We start from the raw sequence: 15,625 nt of genomic DNA on the forward strand, positions 1-15,625 counted from the left end.
CTGGGAGCCGCCATGGTCAGGACCATGCTCGTCGCAATCGCGTTCAGCCTCGCCCTGGCCGGCCAGGCCGCCGCCGACCCCACCAGCCAGGACCCGGCCCGCGTCCCGGCCGGCGACTATGGGTTAGACCCGCGCCACGCCAGCCTGCTGGTCAAGGTCCCGCACATGGGCGGATTTTCGAAGTTCGTCATCCGGTTCGAAAAGCTGGCCGGCGGCTTCACCTACGACCCTGCCAACTGGGGGGCGACCCAGGTGACCATCACCGTCGACCCGGCATCCCTGCGCACCAATGTGCCGGGTTTCGACAAGACCCTGACGGGCTCGAGCTATCTGGACGCTGAGAAGCATCCGACCATCACCTTCGTCGCCACCCGGACGGAGGGCGAGCCGGCCAAGGGCGTCGTCCATGGCGATCTGACCTTCTTGGGCGTGACCAAGCCGGTGGACCTCGACGTGGTGTTCAACGGGGTAGGGCCTGGCCTGCTGGGCGCAGGCACGCGAATGGGCTTCTCGGGGACCACTCGCATCAAGCGCTCGGATTTCGGCCTGACCACCATGAGCAGCGTGGCGGGCGACGATCTGGACCTTATGTTCGAGGTCGAGTTCACCAGGAAGTAGGAGCCACGTGGTTCGGGACCGTTACAGCGCCGTCGCGATCGTCCTCCATTGGCTGATCGCCGCCGCCATCGTCTTCCAGCTCATCCTCGGCTGGCGCGGCCATGGGCTGAGGACCACCCTGGAGGGCTTCAGCCTCATCCAGCTCCACAAGTCGGTGGGCGTCACCATCCTGGCCCTCAGCCTCGTGCGGCTCGCTTGGCGCCTGACCCATCGGCCGCCACCCGAGCCGGAAACCCTTGCGCCGTGGGAGCGGCGGCTGGCGGTCGCCACCCACTGGGGTTTCTACGTCATCATGATCGGCCTGCCGTTGAGCGGCTGGGTCGTGGTCTCCACCAGCAAGATCACCATCCCGACCCTGCTCTATGGAACGATCCCCTGGCCGCACGTCCCGGGCCTCGCCGAGCTGGCCGCCCCGGCCAAGGCCGCCTGGAACCTCGTGGCCTACGGGGTCCACAAGTCGCTCGCCTGGACGGCATGGGGCTTGCTGGCCCTGCACGTAGCCGGCGCGTTGAAGCATCAGCTCTTCTCCCGCGATGAGCCGGTGCTGGCCCGCATGGCGCCCGGCGCCAGGGCCGGCCGCTGGCTGGAGCCGCGGCTGGTCGCTATCGTCCTGACCGCGGGCGCGATCACGGCCACGGGCTTTCTGGTGTCGCCGCCGGTACGGGCCTCAAAGCTTGCGCCGGCCGCCGTGCCTGTCGCGACGCCGACCCCAGCGGCGGCTGCGCCAATCCCCATCGCGGCCCCGGTGGTTCCGGGGGAGCCCAGCCGCTGGGCCGTCGCGCCGGGTGGAACCCTGGCCTTCGCCACGGCCTTCAGCGGCGCGCCCATCGAGGGCCGGTTCCAGCGCTGGAGCGCCGATATCGTGTTCGCCCCCGAAGCCCTGGATCGTTCCAGCGTCCGGGTGGAGATCGAAGTCGCCTCCGCCGACACCGGTGACAGCCAGCGCGACGAGGTGCTGCCCAGCGGTGACTGGTTCGACGCGGCGTCCCATCCCAAGGCGGTGTTCGCCGCTCGGCGGTTCCGCAAGACCGGGGCGCACCGCTATGTCGCCGAGGGCGAGCTGACCCTGCGCGGGGAGACCAAGCCGCTCAGCCTGCCCTTCACCCTGAAGATCGACGGCGACACGGCGCGGCTACGCGGTGTAACCAGCCTCGACCGAACGGCCTTCGGCGTCGGGCAGGGCGAGTGGACGAACACAGACCAGATACCGGCCAAGGTCACGATCAGCGTGGACCTCACGGCGACGCGGCACTAGCCGCGGCGACGCGGGCGCTGCGCGCCGGCGAACTCGTCATCCTGCCCACCGAGACGGTCTACGGCCTGGCCGGGAACGCCGCCGATCCGGCAGCGGTGGCGGCGATCTTCGAGGCCAAGGGCCGGCCGAGGTTCAACCCGCTGATAAGCCACGTGCCCGACCTGGCCATGGCCGAGACCTTGGCGGTGTTCGATGAGCGGGCGCGGAGCCTGGCGCAAGCCTTCTGGCCCGGCCCGTTGACCCTGGTCCTGCCGATCGCCCCGGACACCGTGGTCTGCGACCTGGCGCGGGCGGGCCTCGACACCGTCGCCCTGCGCGTCCCCGCCCATCCCCTGGCCCGCGCCCTGCTCACCGCGTTCGGCGGGCCGGTGGTCGCCCCCTCCGCCAACCGCTCCGGCCGCCCCAGTCCGACCACCTATGCCGACGCCATGGAGGAGACCGGAGCCAAGGCGGCGGCCTCTCTCGACGGCGGTCCCTGCGAGATCGGCCTGGAATCCACCGTGGTCGCCCTGCTGGACCAGCCGCGCCTGCTGCGGCCAGGCTCGGTGACCCGCGCGCAGATCGAGGCCCTGATCGGGCCCCTCGCCGAGGCGGAAGCGGACGCCAAGCGCTCGCCGGGCCGCCTGGCCCGCCACTATTCGCCCAAGGCGCCGGTGCGGCTGGAGGCGTCGGGGCCAGGACCCGGAGAGGCCTATCTGGCCTTCGGCCCCGGCGAGCACCGCTGGAACCTCAGCCCCACGGGCGATCTGCGCGAGGCCGCCGCAAACCTGTTCAGCTATCTGCGCGAGGCCGACCGCACCGAGCCCGCGGCCATCGCAGTCGCCCCCATCCCGCACGAGGGCCTGGGGGAGGCGATAAACGACCGGCTGATGCGCGCGGCGGGCTTTGTCGGCTAAGGGCGAGGGGCTAGGCTAGGGCATGACCATCTCCGTCCCCGCCGATGTGCTCTCGCGCCTCAAGGCCGTGCTGGGCGAGGGCGGCTGGAGCCAGGACCCGGAACGCCTGGCGCCCAAGCTGGTGGAGTGGCGCGACCGCTGGGTGGGCGAGACCCCATTCCTGGCCCTGCCGAAGACGACGGCCGACGTCGCCGCCGTGGTCGGGATCTGCTTCGAGGCCGGCGTGCCGATCACCCCCCAGGGCGGCAATACCGGCCTGGTCGGGGGCCAGATCCCGCTGGGCGAGATCCTGCTTTCCACCGAGCGCCTGCGGACCATCCGCGACATCGACGCCTTCGACGACGTGATCGTGGCCGAAGCCGGGGTGACCTTGGCGGCGGTGCATGAGGCCGCGCTCGCCAAGGGGCGGCGCTTTCCCCTGGACCTGGCGTCCGAGGGCACGGCGACCATCGGCGGGGTAGTTTCCACCAACGCCGGGGGCACGGCGGTCCTGCGCTACGGGAACACCCGCGAACTGGTCCTGGGCCTGGAGGCGGTGCTGCCCAACGGCGAGGTCTGGAATGGACTGAAACGCCTGCGCAAGGACAATACCGGCTACGACCTCAAGCAGCTGCTGATCGGCGCCGAAGGCACCCTGGGCGTTGTGACGGCCGCCAGCCTGAAGCTGTTCCCGGTCCTGGTCTCGCGCGCCACCGCCATCGCCGCCGTGGACACGCCCCAGGCCGCGCTCGACCTGCTGGTCCGCGCCAAGGACACCGCCGGGACCGGCGTCGAGGCCTTCGAGTTGATGGGCCGGCGCGGCATCGAGTTCGTGCTGGAGAACATCCCCGATCAGCGCGACCCGCTGACCGAGATTCACCCTTGGTACGTGCTGATCGAGATCGCCTCCGGCGAGCCCGGCGCCGCCGAGGCCGCCCTGGAGCGGCTGCTGTCCAAGGGCCTGGAAGACGGCCTGGTCCGTGACGCGGTGGTCGCCCAGACCCAGAGCCAGGCGAGGGCCCTGTGGTCGATCCGCGAGAACCAGTCGCCTGGCCAGAAGCCCGAGGGCGCGACCTGGAAGCACGATGTCTCCGTGCCGGTGAGCCGCGTCGCCGACTTCCTCGCCGAGGCCACCGCCGCCATGGAGGCCTTCGTTCCCGGTTGCCGGGTCACCGCCTTCGGCCACATGGGCGACGGCAATATCCACTACGACATCATCCGCCCCGACGGTGGCGACGACGCGGTTCACTCAGCCAAGCGGAGCGAGGGCTCGCGTATCGTCCACGACATCGTGGCCTCCATGGGCGGCTCGATCTCGGCCGAGCACGGCCTGGGTTCGATGAAGACCGAGGAGGCGCGGCGCTACAAAAGCCCGGTCGAGGTTGCGGCGCTCATCGCCATAAGGCAGAGCCTGGACCCGAAGCGGATCATGAATCCGCGAGTCCTGTTCTGAGCCCCGCATGCTGATCGTCATCTCCCCGGCCAAGGCGCTGGACTTCACCGCGCCCGCGGCCGCCCTGCCGATGACCACGCCGGAAATGGCCGCCGACATCGCCGAGCTGGCCGTGACCGCCAAGAAGCTCAGGACGTCCGACCTGAAGCGGATGATGGACCTGTCGGACAATCTGGCGCAGCTCAACCGCGAGCGCTTCCAGGCCTTCGATCCGGCCATGGAGGATGGGCTGCAGGCGGCCTTCGCCTTCAACGGCGACGTCTATTCGGGCTTGAAGGCCCGCGAGCTGGACAAGAAGGGCCTAGCCTACGCCCAGTCGCACCTGCGGATCCTGTCGGGCCTGTACGGGGTCCTGCGGCCCATGGACATCATCCAGCCCTATCGGCTGGAGATGGGCGTGTCGCTGAAGACCAAGCGCGGCAAGACCCTCTACGCCTTCTGGGGCGACAAGATCGCCACGGCCCTGAATGAGGCCGCCGCCGGCCAGAAGGACCCGACCCTGGTGAACTGCGCCAGCCTGGAATATTTCGGCGCCGTCGACGTGAAGGCGCTGAAGCTGCCCCTGGTGACCGCCAAGTTCTTCGAGGAGAAGGACGGCGAATCCAAGATCATCTCGTTCTACGCCAAGAAGGCGCGGGGCCTGATGGCCCGCTACGCCATCGATCATCGCATCGAGCGAGCCACCGATCTGAAGGCCTTCGACTCCGAGGGCTACAAGTTCCAGAAGAGCGCCTCGACCGACACGGAATGGGTGTTCTCGCGGCCCCAGCCGCCGCTCAAGGCTTGACGATTAAGTCGCTCCATCCGCGGAGAGACGACTCCTCGGCATCATGCCTCTCGCCCAACATCAGGAAGTCCTGACGCGCCGAGTCGCGCATTGTCAGAAGCCGGCGCGCAAACTCCTTAGCCAGCACCGAACGGCTGGGCGTTTTGTTTGGGAGTTCAACACCGATCTGTGCTGCATAGCCGCGTAGGGCACGCGGGGTCCGCAGAAGCTTGCCGCGCGTTACGTCGACGTAGAAGTCCGCGATTTTACGCGCGTCCGGATGGCCACTGGCGGCAATTTCCGCTGGCGTAGAGTCTTCTCTATCCGGGAACGAGCGCGCTGGTGTTCTCCGGGTCCTCACTCTTGAAGGCCCGCTACGTTCAATCTCGGCAAGGACTTCGGGAAGTCCGGCTAAGGCCGAGCCATCTCGAAACTGGTCGAGTACCTCCCGAAATGTGGCCTGACCGTATCGAAGGTAGAGGCTGAGCAATTCCCTCTTAAGCCTCTCGGCTTTGGAGTTCGTCATAGTCCTACTTGTCTCGCGAAAGCGTTGCAAAAAGCCGCAGTCTCACTCGCTACGTTAGACCTCGCGTACGATGTTCGGAAGATGGGGTTCCCCTCACGGGCGCCTTTCGGGAACGATCGGGAATAAGGCACCTCCTCTGAAAACACATGCCAGCCAAAGGTTGCCGAGAGATCGCGGACTTCCTGTTTGGAGCGATTTTCCTCGGGTGAATAGTCCGAGCACATATTGAAGCAAATTCCTGTGACCGATAACGACTTTCTAAATGACCGCTCAAAATCAGTTAGAGATTGCCGAATGAGCGGCAGACCGATTGTGGATAGGAATTCGGGTTTCACAGGAATCAATACATGATCGGCTGACAAGTATGCAGCAGTAGTGAGTACAGATTCTGTTGGGGCGCAGTCAATTATTATTAGATCGTAGTTATTCTCAATGTCGGATAGAAAATTCGCCAAAAGATGTTCCTTTTGGCTCGGATTTTTGAGCGTGTGGCTGAGTTCGAGTTGAGAAGGGATAAGAGATAGAGTCTGCCCGTTGACGAAGGTCGCCACGTTTACGACAGCGTCGGAGAGATTCCGTCCTGACGCTCGTAGACCTGGCGCACGTGAGGCTTGCTCGAAAACATCCCAAATGGTTGGCGAGCCGGCAGTCATAACGTCGCGCTCATATCGCGCTGCGCCTAAGAGGTACTGGCTCGAATTAAACTGAGGGTCGAGATCGACGACAAGCACGCGCTTGCGCCAATTGCTCATCGCGGAAAAGTGCCAGCCGAGGTTGGTACAGAGCGTGCTCTTTCCCACGCCGCCCTTCATGTTTATGACCGCAACCTTCGTAGCCATGTAAGTCCCTCCCCGAGACACTTCAAATCTAGGTTGCAGTAGTACCCTACGAACCGCCTGGGTAAAGATCAGCAAGGCACAGACAGATGTCCGTCGACTATGGGCTGCAAGGCCACGTGGCCGTGATCACCGGCTCCACCAGCGGGATCGGCCAGGCCCTGGCCGGCGCCCTGGCCGAGCAGGGGGTGAACGTCATCCTCAACGGCTTCGGCGATCCGGCCCAGATCGAGCACGACCGCCGCAAGCTGCAGGAGCGCACCAACGCCGCGATCCGGTATCACGGCGCGGACATGACCAAGCCCGAGGAGATCACCGACCTGATCGACTATGCGGTGCGGGAGTTCGGCCGCCTGGACATCCTGGTCAACAATGCCGGCATTCAGCACGTGGCCCCGGTCGACGAGTTCCCGCCGGAGAAGTGGGACGCCCTGATCGCGGTCATCCTGTCGTCCACGTTCCACGCCAGCCGCGCGGCCATCCCGATCATGAAAGCCCAGGGCAGGGGGCGGATCGTCAACATCGCCTCGGCCCACGGCCTGGTCGCCTCGGCCTTCAAGGCGCCCTATGTGGCCGCCAAGTTCGGCGTCGTCGGCTTCACCAAGGGCCTGGGCGTGGAACTGGCCCGCACCGGCATCACCGCCAACGCCATCTGCCCCGGCTATGTGAAGACCCCGCTGATCGAGAAGCAGATCGGCGACCAGGCCATCGCCCGCGGCATCCCGGAGGATCGGGTGATGGAGGACGTGATCCTGGCGGCCCAGCCCAACAAACAGTTCGTCGAGTACGGCCACCTGGCCGGCATGCTGCTGTACCTGGTCTCCGACATGGGAGCATCGGCCACAGGCGCGGCGCTCTCCATCGACGGCGGCTGGACGGCGACCTAGGGCAGCCCCGTGGTCGACCTGGTTGTCCTGGATGGCCTGGTGCGTGGCGCGGCGATCGGGGGGTTCGCCGTCACGGGCGCGGCGCTGGCGATTTCAGGATCCCCGACGCCGATTCGCTGGGTGGGCGCGGCCTTCTTCACCTGCGCCATCGCCCATGCCGTGGCCAACTGCACGATCCTGCAGGGGCGGCTGGGGCCAGTCGAACTGGTCATATGGCTGCTGTCGGTTATGGGCTCGGGGCTGTTCTGGACCTTTGCCGTCACCCTGTTCAGCGACGATCCGGACGTGCCCCCGCAGTGGTTCATGCCGCCGGCCGCGGTCCTCGTCCTGGCGCTGGCCGGCCGGGCGGTCGGCGGCGAGGCGCGAGACATCTTTCAGTTCGCGCAGAGCCTGGTCGCATTCCTGTTGGTGCTGCACGCCGGCTTCGTGATCTGGCGCGGATGGCGCGGAGATCTGGTCGAGCAGCGTCGACGCCTGCGCGCGCCGGTCATGGCCGCCGCGGCCGCCTATGTGCTGCTCACCGCGATCGGCGACCTCGGCGCGATCCTCGGAGAGCAGCCGCCGACCCTGCCCCTGGGACAGGCCGTGGCTCTGGCGGCCCTCGCGCTGGCGGGAGCATTGGTTCTCCTGAAACCCGACCCGGCGCTGTTGAGTGGCCGCACCGCCCTGGCCTCTCCCGACCCCAGGATCACGCCGGACCTGGACGCCGCCGACCAGGCGGCGCTCACCCGCCTCTACCGCGCCATGGACGACGATGAGATCTGGCGGCGGGAGGACCTGACCATCGGAGCCTTGGCCGCCAATCTGTCGCTGCCCGAGCATCGGCTTCGCCGGCTGATCAACGGGGTCCTGGGCCATCGCAACTTCGCGGCCTTCGTCAACGCCCGGCGGGTCGAGGCGGCCAAGGTCGCACTGGGCGATCCGGACCAGGCCCGCAAGCCGGTCTCGTCCATCGCCTACGATCTCGGCTTCGGTTCGCTCGGTCCGTTCAATCGCGCCTTCAAGGCCGCGACCGGCGTAACGCCCACCGCCTGGCGTCAGGCCGGCGTCTCGCCGATTCCCGAAATTCGCGGCGAAACTTGAAAACACTGGCCATTTTCGCAATCGGCGAGACGGCGCGACGTCCCCTCAGCAGTCTTGCGGCATCTTGCATTCGCCGGAGGATCGCCCCATGACCGAACTCGACCTGCCGCCCGTCGTCTTCCAATGGCTGGCCAATATGCGCACCGACCTGACCCGCTATGTGGTCTTCGCGGTCGGCGTCTGGCTGGTGCTCTGGGTGCTGCTGGCGCCCGTGCTGAGGGCCCGGAAGATCCGCGACGAGACACCCTCGGCGCGCCAGCTCCTGATCGAGTTCGGCTGCTCGGTCCGCTCGATCGCCATCTTCTCCACGGTCGGCCTGATGACCTTCGGCCTGGAACGAATGGGATGGCTTCCCGGGCCCCGGATCGCCCAGGGCCTGGGGCCGGTCTGGTTCTGGGTGAGTCTCGGCCTGATGGTGCTGGCCCACGACGCCTGGTTCTACTGGACCCACCGGATGATCCACGACCGGCGGCTGTTCCGGGTCTTCCACCGGCGCCATCACCGGTCGAACAACCCCTCGCCCTTCACCGCCTACAGCTTTGACCTCGGCGAGGCGGTGATCAACGCCCTGTTCGTGCCGCTCTGGGTGCTGCTGGTCCCCACCGTCTGGCCGGCCGTCGGCCTGTTCATGCTGCACCAGATCGTGCGCAACACCATCGGCCACTCGGGCTACGAGCTGTTCCCCGCGACCCGTGACGGTCGGCCGCTGCTGCCCTGGCTCAGCACCGTCACCCACCACGACCTGCACCACGCCCAGGCCGGCTACAACTACGGCCTCTACTTCACCCACTGGGACCGCTGGATGGGCACCGAGCACCCCGACTACGCGGCCCGCTTCGCCGAGGCCGTGCGGCGGCCGGTCTTCCGGCGGGCCGTGGCGACCGGCGGCTAAAGCAGGGCGTCGATCTCGTCCGGCCGTAGGCCCGCGGCCTCGAGCACCTCGCGGGTATGCTCCCCGAGCTTGGGCGCGGGACGGCCGACCGGCGGGGCGCCTTCCGGGAAGCGGGCCGGGGCGGCGGGGGCGCGGAACGAACCGCCCCAGCCGTCGGCGACGATCTCGAAACAGCCGGCTTCTTGGGCCATGTCGGAGTCCGCGAGCTCCGCCAGGGTGGCCATGGGCGCCCAGGCCAGGTCGCCCTCCGTCAGCCGCTGCGAGGCTTCGGCCAGGGTCATGCCGGCGAAGGCCTCGTCGATCATGGCCCGGACCTCCCGCACAATCGCCAGGTCCTCGATCGGCAGGTCGTAGCGTTCGTCGGCGAGAATCTCGGGCCGGTCGATCGCGATCATCATGTTGGTGAAGCAGTCGAGCGTGCGCGGCACGATGCAGACCCAACGGTCGTCGCCGGTGCGGAAGAAGCCCGAGATGGGGACCGGGCGCTCATCGCGCGGCTGGGCGGTGACCACCTGGCCGTAGCGGAGCTGCAGCGACAGGTCCCAGCTGATGGCGTAGGCGCCGGCTCGGATCAGGCTTGTCTCCACCAGTCGGCCACGTCCGGTGGCGGTGCGTTCGTGCACGGCGGCGAGGACCGCCGACAGGGTCGCCAGCGCGGTGGTGTGGTCGCCGAAGCCCGGGCGGGAGGGGAAGGGCTCCTGGTCCGGCGGGATCGTGGCGCGCGCCACGCCGCTGCGGGTCCAGAAGGCGGTGATGTCGAAGGCCGGGACATCGGCTTCCGGCCCGGTGAGCCCATAGCCGGTGACGGCGGCGTAGATCAGGCGCGGCAGTTCGTCCTTCAGGCTCTCATAGTCGAGCCCCATCCGCCGCAGCGAGCCCGGCCGCACATTGGTGATGAAGACGTCGGCCTGGCGCAGCAGGGCGATCAGGGCGCGGCGGCCCTCGGGCTTGGCGATGTCGAGCACCACCCCCTTCTTGCCGCGGTTCTCCATGGAGAAGATGGGGTTGCCGGGGCTCTCGGCGGTGTCGGGATAGAAGGCCCGGGTGGCGTCGCCATCGGGGCTCTCGACCTTGATCACCTCCGCGCCCCAGTCGGCCATGATCCCGGCGCAGCCCGGCCCCGCCACCCAGGTCGCCATCTCGACGACCTTCAAACCCTCGAGCAGCATCCCGGTCTCCACCTCAATGTTCGGCGCAGCAAAGCACGCTCCGCGCCCTAGCCGAAGTCCGGGCTGAAGCGGATGTTCTTGCGCTCCAGGCCGCGTAGGACCACCTCGGCGCCGCCGCTCTTGATCATCCACTCTAGGCGATGGTCGCGGTACTCCCGTTTGAACAGGCCCTTCTCCACCAGCTCGGCCACATTGGGCATGGCCGAGGCCCGGGCCGCGCCAGCGGCTTCCTCCGAGGTCGCGGCGACCGAAGGCCGGGCATTGGCCCGTGTCAGCCAGTCCGACAGCTTCGAGCCCTTGGCTGGCGGGTTGCCGTGTCCGACCGAGCCGTTGAGATAGGGGGCCACCGCCAGGTCACCCCAGCCGAAGCTCTCGCCGTTGAACCAGGTCCGGTCGCCGAGCTGGCCCTCCAGCCAGGCGAAGAAGCCGCGGGTCTGATCGGCGGCCTTGGCCAGCAGGGTCTCGGCCAGCTCGCCCTCGGCGCGGCGGAACCAGCGGATCTCCGACAGGCCCCAGTTGATGGCCTCGAAGTGGGTGTCCATCACCTCTTCCAGCATCCGCACCCGCGCCCGGTCGGCGGGGGAGGCGGGCAGCATCGGCGGGTCGGGATACCGGTCTTCGAGATATTCCAGGATGATGGTGGAATCGAAGACCAAGACTTCGCCGTCCACCAGGGCCGGCACCTCGGCGCGGGGGCTGGCGGCGACGAACGCGCCCTCAGCCCCGCCGGCGCCCAGGCCGCCGGGCGACACGGTCTCGAAGGCCAGCCCCTTCTCGCGCAGGGCGATCTTGACCTTCTGGGCGTAGGGCGAAAGCGGATGGTCGTAGAGCGTGATCATTGTGGCGGTTCTCCCGTGGCCATCGCGCGACCCGGACGACAGGGAAGTCAACCGCCCTAGCTTGACGGCCCCGGCGTCAGGGGGTCCTTCTCCCGAACAAGTGTTCGAAAATACGAGGGAGGCGGCCATGGCCTATAAGCCATTCGATCTGACGGGGAAGGTGGCGCTGGTCACCGGCGGCAATGGCGGTATCGGCTTCGGCATGGTCGAGGCCATGGCCCAGGCCGGCGCCGACGTGGTGATCTGGGGCTCCAATCCCAAGAAGAACGCCGACGCCGAGGACCGGCTGAAGAGCGCAGGCGTCCGCGTCCTGACCCAGGTGATCGATGTCGCCGACGAGGAGGCCGTCCGCGCCGGCATGGTCGAGGCGGTCGCCAAGATGGGCCGGGTCGACACGGTGATCGCCAATGCCGGGGTCGGCGGCGGGGCGCCGTCCTTCTCCGAGTTCTCCACCGAGACCTATCGGCGGGTGCTGTCGGTCAATCTCGACGGGGTGTTCTTCACCTTCCGCGAGGCCTGCAAGCACATGGTGGAGCGGGCGGGATCCGGGGACAAGGCCGGCGGTTCGCTGGTGGCGATCTCCTCGCTCTCGGCCGTCGACGGCGCGGCGCGCAACGAGGCCTACGCCGCCACCAAGGGCGCGGTGATCTCCATGATCCGCGCCATCGCGGTGGAACACGCCCGCTATGGCGTGCGCGCCAACGCCATCCTGCCAGGCTGGATCGCCACCGACATGACGGCGGGCGCCCAGGGCAACGACAAGTTCAACGACCAGGTCATCAAGCGGGTGCCAGCCCGCCGCTGGGGCAAACCCGCCGACTTCGGCGGCATGGCGGTCTACCTCGCTTCGGACGCGTCCAGCTTCCATACCGGCGACAGCTTCATGATCGACGGCGGCTACGCGATCTTCTAGCCCCCCGGCGAACGGCCGTCGTCTCTTCTCCTCTCCACCCGTCTTTCGGGGGGAGAGGAGGTTCCTGCCGCGAAGGTGCTCTCTCGGCCGGTGACGTCGGGTCACGGTTTCCATCGCCTGCGCCCGGCGCCATCCTCCCCGGCATAAAATTCGGGAGGATTTCGATGACCCTGCATACTCCACTCTGCGATCTGCTGGGGGTGAAGCACCCGGTCATGCTGGCCGGCATGGGAGGCGTCTCCTACGCCGAGCTTGCCGCCGCCGTCTCCAACGCCGGGGGCTACGGGGTCCTCGGCATGGCGGGCCGCACGCCCGACTTCATCCGCGATGAGATGCGCAAGGTGAAGGCGCTCACCGACAAGCCCTTCGGCGTCGATCTGCTGGCCGCTTCCCCCGAGAGCCTGACGGCCTCGGTGGAGATCATCATTGAGGAAGGCGCCTCCAGCTTTGTGGCCGGGCTGGGCGTGCCCATGCCGATCATGGAAAAGCTCAAGAAGGCCGGCCTCAAGGTCATGGTGGTCTGCGGGGCCGTGAAGCATGCGGTGAAGGCCGAGCAGGCCGGCTGCGACGCGGTGATCTGCCAGGGCGGCGAGGGCGGCGGCCATACCGGCCTGGTCGGCACCATGCCGCTGGTGGCCCAGGCTGTCGAAGCGGTGAAGATCCCGGTGGTGGCCGCCGGCGGCCTCTATGACGGCCGCGGCCTGGCGGCGTCTCTGGCGCTCGGCGCGGTCGGAGTCTGGATGGGCACGCGGTTCATCGCCAGCAACGAGGCCCATGCGGGCGAACTCTACCGCCAGACCATCCTGGAGGCGGCCGACGAGGACACCATCCGCACCCGGTCCTATTCCGGCAAGCCGATGCGGGTGCGCAAGAATCCCTATGTCGAGGAATGGGAGACCCGGCCGCAGGACATCCAGGCCTTCCCGATGCAGGCCATGCTCTCCAGCCGGGCCGGGGTGATGGGTGGGATCGGCGGGCAGATCGAGGGCCTGGATCCCGACAAGTCGTGCTTCGCCATGGGCCAGTCGGCGGGCGGCGTGCACGAGGTGCTGCCGGCCGGCGAGATCGTCCGCCGCCTCGTGGCCGACGCCGAGGCCGCCTTGGAGCGGGCCTCGAAGCTGCGCCAGCGCGAACCGGTCTAGCCCGGAATGGAAGCCGCCCGCCCTCCGGGCTCCAGAGGGCGGGCGCAGCCGTTGGCGGGACGCCCCGCGGTTCCCTAAGCGGCGTCGACCAAGACGAGTTCGGCGTCTTCCAAGGCGGTGACCCGGACGGTCTTTTCGTCACGGATGGCCAGGCCGTCGCGGGCCTTGGCGGTGACGCCGTTGACCTCGATGGAGCCCGTGGCCGGGACCAGATAGGCGTAGCGGCCTTCGCCCAACTGATACTCTGCGCTCTCGCCGGCCTTCAGGGTCGCGGCCACCACCCGGCCGTCGGCGCGGATCGGCAGGGCGTCGGTGTCGCCCTCGAGACCGCTGGCCAAGGTGACGAACTTGCCGGCCCGGTCGCCCTTGGGGAAGGGACGCGCGCCCCAGGAGGGCTCGCCGCCGGCCTTGGTCGGCAGGATCCAGATCTGGAACAGGGTGGTGGCGACGGGTTCGACATTGAACTCCGCATGCCGGATGCCCGTGCCCGCGCTCATCACCTGGACGTCGCCGGCCTCGGTGCGGCCGGTATTGCCCAGGCTGTCCTGGTGGGTGATCGCCCCGGTGCGGACATAGGTGATGATCTCCATGTTCGCGTGCGGGTGCGGCGGGAAGCCGGAATTGGGCTCGATCTTGTCGTCGTTCCAGACCCTCAGGGCGCCCCAGCTCATGCGCCTGGGATCGTGATAGTCGGAGAACGAGAAGTGGTGCTTGGCGTCGAGCCAGCCGTGGTTGGCGCCGCCGAGGGATTCAAAGGGTCGATGGTCGATCATCGGTCTGTCTCCTGGGCGCTCCGTGGGTGAGCGCCGCTGTTGAGATAGAGGTAGCCCTTTCCCGAAGTTTCGAAATAGAAACGATGGAAACAGATCGTTTCGGAAATTGTCATGTCGAAACTTCCCGACTTCGAAGCCTGGGCGGTGTTCGCCAAGGTCGCCGAGACTGGCGCCTTCGCCCGCGCCGCATCGGAGCTGGATCTCTCCAAGGCCACGGTCTCCAAGGCGGTCAGCCGTCTGGAAGCGCGCATGGGCGCCAGCCTGTTCCACCGGACCTCCCGGCGATTGTCGCTGACCGAAAGCGGCCGCGCGGCGCTTGAGCGGGCCAGCCGTATCCTCTCCGAGGGCGAGGCGGTGGAGATGGAGACCGCGGCCCAGTCGGCGATCCCGCGCGGCCAGGTGCGGCTGGCCGCGCCGATGTCCTTCGGCCTGCTGCATCTGGCCCCGATCCTGCCGGACTTCCTGGCGCGCTATCCGGAGGTCTCCATCGATCTCAACCTGGCCGACGAGCAGATCGACCTTGTGGCCGCGGGCTACGACCTGGCGATCCGCATCGCCAGGCTCGCCGACTCCTCGCTGCTGGCCCGGCGGATCTGCGAAATGCGGATCATGCTGGTGGGCGCGCCCGGCTATTTCGAGGCCCATGGCCGGCCGCTCCATCCGCGCGACCTCGCCCGCCACCAGGCCTTCACCTATTCCAACGTCGAGAGCCCGGAGATCTGGCGGTTCAGCCACGCCACGGAAGGGGACGAGACCGTGACGGTCGGCGGCCAGATGCGGGTCAACAATTCGGATGCCCTGGGCGCGGCTCTTCGCGCGGGGCTGGGCGTGGCGTTGCAGCCGGAGTTCATCTGCTGGCGCGACCTGCTGGACGGCAAGCTGGAGGCCGTGATGTGCGACTGGAGCCCGCCGCGACCGGCCCTGCACCTGGTCAGCCCGCCGGGCCGTCTGCGCCCGGCCCGCGTCCGTGTGCTGTTCGACTTCCTTGTGGAGCGGCTCGCCGCGGCGGCCTGGACCACGAACGCCTAGCTGTTGGCGGCGAGGAAGCCGGCTGGATCGCGGGTGAATTGGGCGAACGCTCCCAAGCAGCCCTGCCAGACACCGAGGTGCTGCTTCATGTCCTCGGCGGTCATCCGCGAGGTGAGCAAGGTCGAGTACATGACGTTCGGCTTTCCGTCCTCGCCCGTGAAGCCGCGACAGGCGAACTGGGTGCGGTTGAAGAGGTTCATATGGGCCAGGGTCGGCGTCTGGCGGTCGAAGCCGGTGGAAAAGGCCACGCCGGCGCAGGCCTTGCCCTTGGCGTCGCAGTTGGCGAACTGCATCCCGAAGCCGCCGCCGGGGGTGACCACCTTCATGGCGACCTGGCCCTCGCCGCCGCGCGCGGTCTCGGTCTTTGCGCCGGCGCCGGCCAGCAGGGCCGCCACCGCGGCCGGGTCGCGGGCGTCGAAGCCAGGCTTGGCCGGGGGCTTCGAAGCCGCGGGCTTGGCGACCGCCGGCTTGACCGCAGCGGGCTTGGCGGGCGCGGCCGCGGCGGGACCGGTGGCCAGGACGGCAAGGACGGTCAACAGGGCGAGGCGCATCGGTCAGGGCTCCAGGTC

17 protein-coding genes are annotated in these 15,625 nt (G+C 68.1%); 11 read left to right on the plus strand and 6 right to left on the minus strand.

Annotation, left to right across the window (positions count from 1 at the left end):
• The first annotated feature begins 12 nt into the window (after positions 1-12).
• From V6M51_RS23010 to yaaA, 5 genes are read left to right on the plus strand one after another with little or no spacing between them, the layout of a single operon-like run.
• Complete coding sequence (locus tag V6M51_RS23010) at positions 13-618, plus strand: YceI family protein (protein WP_332770566.1); 606 nt, start codon at positions 13-15, stop codon at positions 616-618.
• Positions 619-625: 7 nt separating this feature from the next.
• Positions 626-1,873 (plus strand): YceI family protein, encoded by a 1,248-nt coding sequence (locus V6M51_RS23015; RefSeq protein WP_332770567.1) that lies wholly within the window; start codon positions 626-628, stop codon positions 1,871-1,873.
• Complete coding sequence (locus V6M51_RS23020) at positions 1,804-2,769, plus strand: L-threonylcarbamoyladenylate synthase (protein ID WP_442957877.1); 966 nt, start codon at positions 1,804-1,806, stop codon at positions 2,767-2,769. The genes V6M51_RS23015 and V6M51_RS23020 overlap by 70 nt, the downstream gene beginning before the upstream one ends.
• A 22-nt stretch (positions 2,770-2,791) precedes the next feature.
• Entirely contained in the window at positions 2,792-4,201 is a 1,410-nt protein-coding gene (locus V6M51_RS23025; RefSeq protein WP_332770568.1) for an FAD-binding oxidoreductase, read from the plus strand.
• Between the two features lie 7 nt (positions 4,202-4,208).
• Positions 4,209-4,988 (plus strand): peroxide stress protein YaaA, encoded by a 780-nt coding sequence (gene yaaA / locus V6M51_RS23030; protein WP_332770569.1) that lies wholly within the window; start codon positions 4,209-4,211, stop codon positions 4,986-4,988.
• Here the strand turns inward: yaaA and V6M51_RS23035 are convergent.
• Together V6M51_RS23035 and V6M51_RS23040 are read right to left on the minus strand one after the other, a co-directional pair.
• The gene (locus tag V6M51_RS23035; protein WP_332770570.1) at positions 4,978-5,493 is read right to left on the minus strand and encodes a hypothetical protein; all 516 of its coding nucleotides are present in this window, start codon (positions 5,491-5,493) and stop codon (positions 4,978-4,980) included. The genes yaaA and V6M51_RS23035 overlap by 11 nt on opposite strands.
• A complete protein-coding gene (locus tag V6M51_RS23040) occupies positions 5,490-6,332 on the minus strand; it encodes a ParA family protein (RefSeq protein WP_332770571.1) in 843 nt (280 codons plus the stop codon). Before V6M51_RS23040 ends, V6M51_RS23035 begins: the two co-directional genes overlap by 4 nt.
• A gap of 86 nt (positions 6,333-6,418) precedes the next feature.
• Here V6M51_RS23040 and V6M51_RS23045 point away from each other — a divergent pair, with 86 nt between their 5' ends.
• The 3 genes from V6M51_RS23045 (at position 6,419) to V6M51_RS23055 (ending at position 9,191) form a co-directional block, all read left to right on the plus strand.
• Positions 6,419-7,216 (plus strand): 3-hydroxybutyrate dehydrogenase, encoded by a 798-nt coding sequence (locus tag V6M51_RS23045; protein WP_332770572.1) that lies wholly within the window; start codon positions 6,419-6,421, stop codon positions 7,214-7,216.
• A 9-nt stretch (positions 7,217-7,225) separates the two neighbouring features.
• A complete protein-coding gene (locus V6M51_RS23050; protein WP_332770573.1) occupies positions 7,226-8,299 on the plus strand; it encodes a helix-turn-helix domain-containing protein in 1,074 nt (357 codons plus the stop codon).
• Between the two features lie 88 nt (positions 8,300-8,387).
• Complete coding sequence (locus tag V6M51_RS23055; RefSeq protein ID WP_332770574.1) at positions 8,388-9,191, plus strand: sterol desaturase family protein; 804 nt, start codon at positions 8,388-8,390, stop codon at positions 9,189-9,191.
• Here V6M51_RS23055 and V6M51_RS23060 read toward each other — a convergent pair.
• Entirely contained in the window at positions 9,188-10,360 is a 1,173-nt protein-coding gene (locus V6M51_RS23060; protein ID WP_332770575.1) for a CaiB/BaiF CoA transferase family protein, read from the minus strand. The genes V6M51_RS23055 and V6M51_RS23060 overlap by 4 nt on opposite strands.
• A gap of 47 nt (positions 10,361-10,407) precedes the next feature.
• Complete coding sequence (locus tag V6M51_RS23065) at positions 10,408-11,199, minus strand: glutathione S-transferase family protein (RefSeq protein WP_332770576.1); 792 nt, start codon at positions 11,197-11,199, stop codon at positions 10,408-10,410.
• A 127-nt stretch (positions 11,200-11,326) separates the two neighbouring features.
• Here V6M51_RS23065 and V6M51_RS23070 point away from each other — a divergent pair, with 127 nt between their 5' ends.
• The gene (locus tag V6M51_RS23070) at positions 11,327-12,112 is read left to right on the plus strand and encodes an SDR family NAD(P)-dependent oxidoreductase (RefSeq protein WP_332770577.1); all 786 of its coding nucleotides are present in this window, start codon (positions 11,327-11,329) and stop codon (positions 12,110-12,112) included.
• A gap of 164 nt (positions 12,113-12,276) precedes the next feature.
• Positions 12,277-13,254 (plus strand): NAD(P)H-dependent flavin oxidoreductase, encoded by a 978-nt coding sequence (locus tag V6M51_RS23075; protein WP_332770578.1) that lies wholly within the window; start codon positions 12,277-12,279, stop codon positions 13,252-13,254.
• A gap of 74 nt (positions 13,255-13,328) precedes the next feature.
• Here the strand turns inward: V6M51_RS23075 and V6M51_RS23080 are convergent, their stop codons facing one another.
• The gene (locus V6M51_RS23080) at positions 13,329-14,027 is read right to left on the minus strand and encodes a pirin family protein (protein WP_332770579.1); all 699 of its coding nucleotides are present in this window, start codon (positions 14,025-14,027) and stop codon (positions 13,329-13,331) included.
• Between the two features lie 111 nt (positions 14,028-14,138).
• Here V6M51_RS23080 and V6M51_RS23085 point away from each other — a divergent pair, with 111 nt between their 5' ends.
• Positions 14,139-15,056, plus strand: a complete 918-nt coding sequence (locus V6M51_RS23085) for a LysR family transcriptional regulator (protein ID WP_332770580.1) — start codon at positions 14,139-14,141, stop codon at positions 15,054-15,056.
• Here the strand turns inward: V6M51_RS23085 and V6M51_RS23090 are convergent.
• Positions 15,053-15,607, minus strand: a complete 555-nt coding sequence (locus V6M51_RS23090) for a YbjN domain-containing protein (RefSeq protein WP_332770581.1) — start codon at positions 15,605-15,607, stop codon at positions 15,053-15,055. The two genes, V6M51_RS23085 and V6M51_RS23090, sit on opposite strands and share 4 nt — an antisense overlap.
• Positions 15,608-15,625 lie beyond the last annotated feature (18 nt).

Origin of the sequence: Phenylobacterium sp. (assembly GCF_036677185.1) — a bacterium.
Classification (GTDB): domain Bacteria; phylum Pseudomonadota; class Alphaproteobacteria; order Caulobacterales; family Caulobacteraceae; genus Phenylobacterium.

Bases quoted from the DNA above. Each gene is read 5' to 3' on its own strand.
- V6M51_RS23065 (WP_332770576.1), bottom strand. From the start codon at position 11,199: ATGATCACGCTCTACGACCATCCGCTTTCGCCCTACGCCCAGAAGGTC.
- yaaA (WP_332770569.1), top strand. From the start codon at position 4,209: ATGCTGATCGTCATCTCCCCGGCCAAGGCGCTGGACTTCACCGCGCCC.
- V6M51_RS23070 (WP_332770577.1), top strand. From the start codon at position 11,327: ATGGCCTATAAGCCATTCGATCTGACGGGGAAGGTGGCGCTGGTCACC.
- V6M51_RS23055 (WP_332770574.1), top strand. From the start codon at position 8,388: ATGACCGAACTCGACCTGCCGCCCGTCGTCTTCCAATGGCTGGCCAAT.
- V6M51_RS23075 (WP_332770578.1), top strand. From the start codon at position 12,277: ATGACCCTGCATACTCCACTCTGCGATCTGCTGGGGGTGAAGCACCCG.
- V6M51_RS23080 (WP_332770579.1), bottom strand. From the start codon at position 14,027: ATGATCGACCATCGACCCTTTGAATCCCTCGGCGGCGCCAACCACGGC.
- V6M51_RS23090 (WP_332770581.1), bottom strand. From the start codon at position 15,607: ATGCGCCTCGCCCTGTTGACCGTCCTTGCCGTCCTGGCCACCGGTCCC.
- V6M51_RS23040 (WP_332770571.1), bottom strand. From the start codon at position 6,332: ATGGCTACGAAGGTTGCGGTCATAAACATGAAGGGCGGCGTGGGAAAG.
- V6M51_RS23060 (WP_332770575.1), bottom strand. From the start codon at position 10,360: ATGCTGCTCGAGGGTTTGAAGGTCGTCGAGATGGCGACCTGGGTGGCG.
- V6M51_RS23045 (WP_332770572.1), top strand. From the start codon at position 6,419: ATGTCCGTCGACTATGGGCTGCAAGGCCACGTGGCCGTGATCACCGGC.
- V6M51_RS23035 (WP_332770570.1), bottom strand. From the start codon at position 5,493: ATGACGAACTCCAAAGCCGAGAGGCTTAAGAGGGAATTGCTCAGCCTC.
- V6M51_RS23085 (WP_332770580.1), top strand. From the start codon at position 14,139: ATGTCGAAACTTCCCGACTTCGAAGCCTGGGCGGTGTTCGCCAAGGTC.
- V6M51_RS23025 (WP_332770568.1), top strand. From the start codon at position 2,792: ATGACCATCTCCGTCCCCGCCGATGTGCTCTCGCGCCTCAAGGCCGTG.
- V6M51_RS23010 (WP_332770566.1), top strand. From the start codon at position 13: ATGGTCAGGACCATGCTCGTCGCAATCGCGTTCAGCCTCGCCCTGGCC.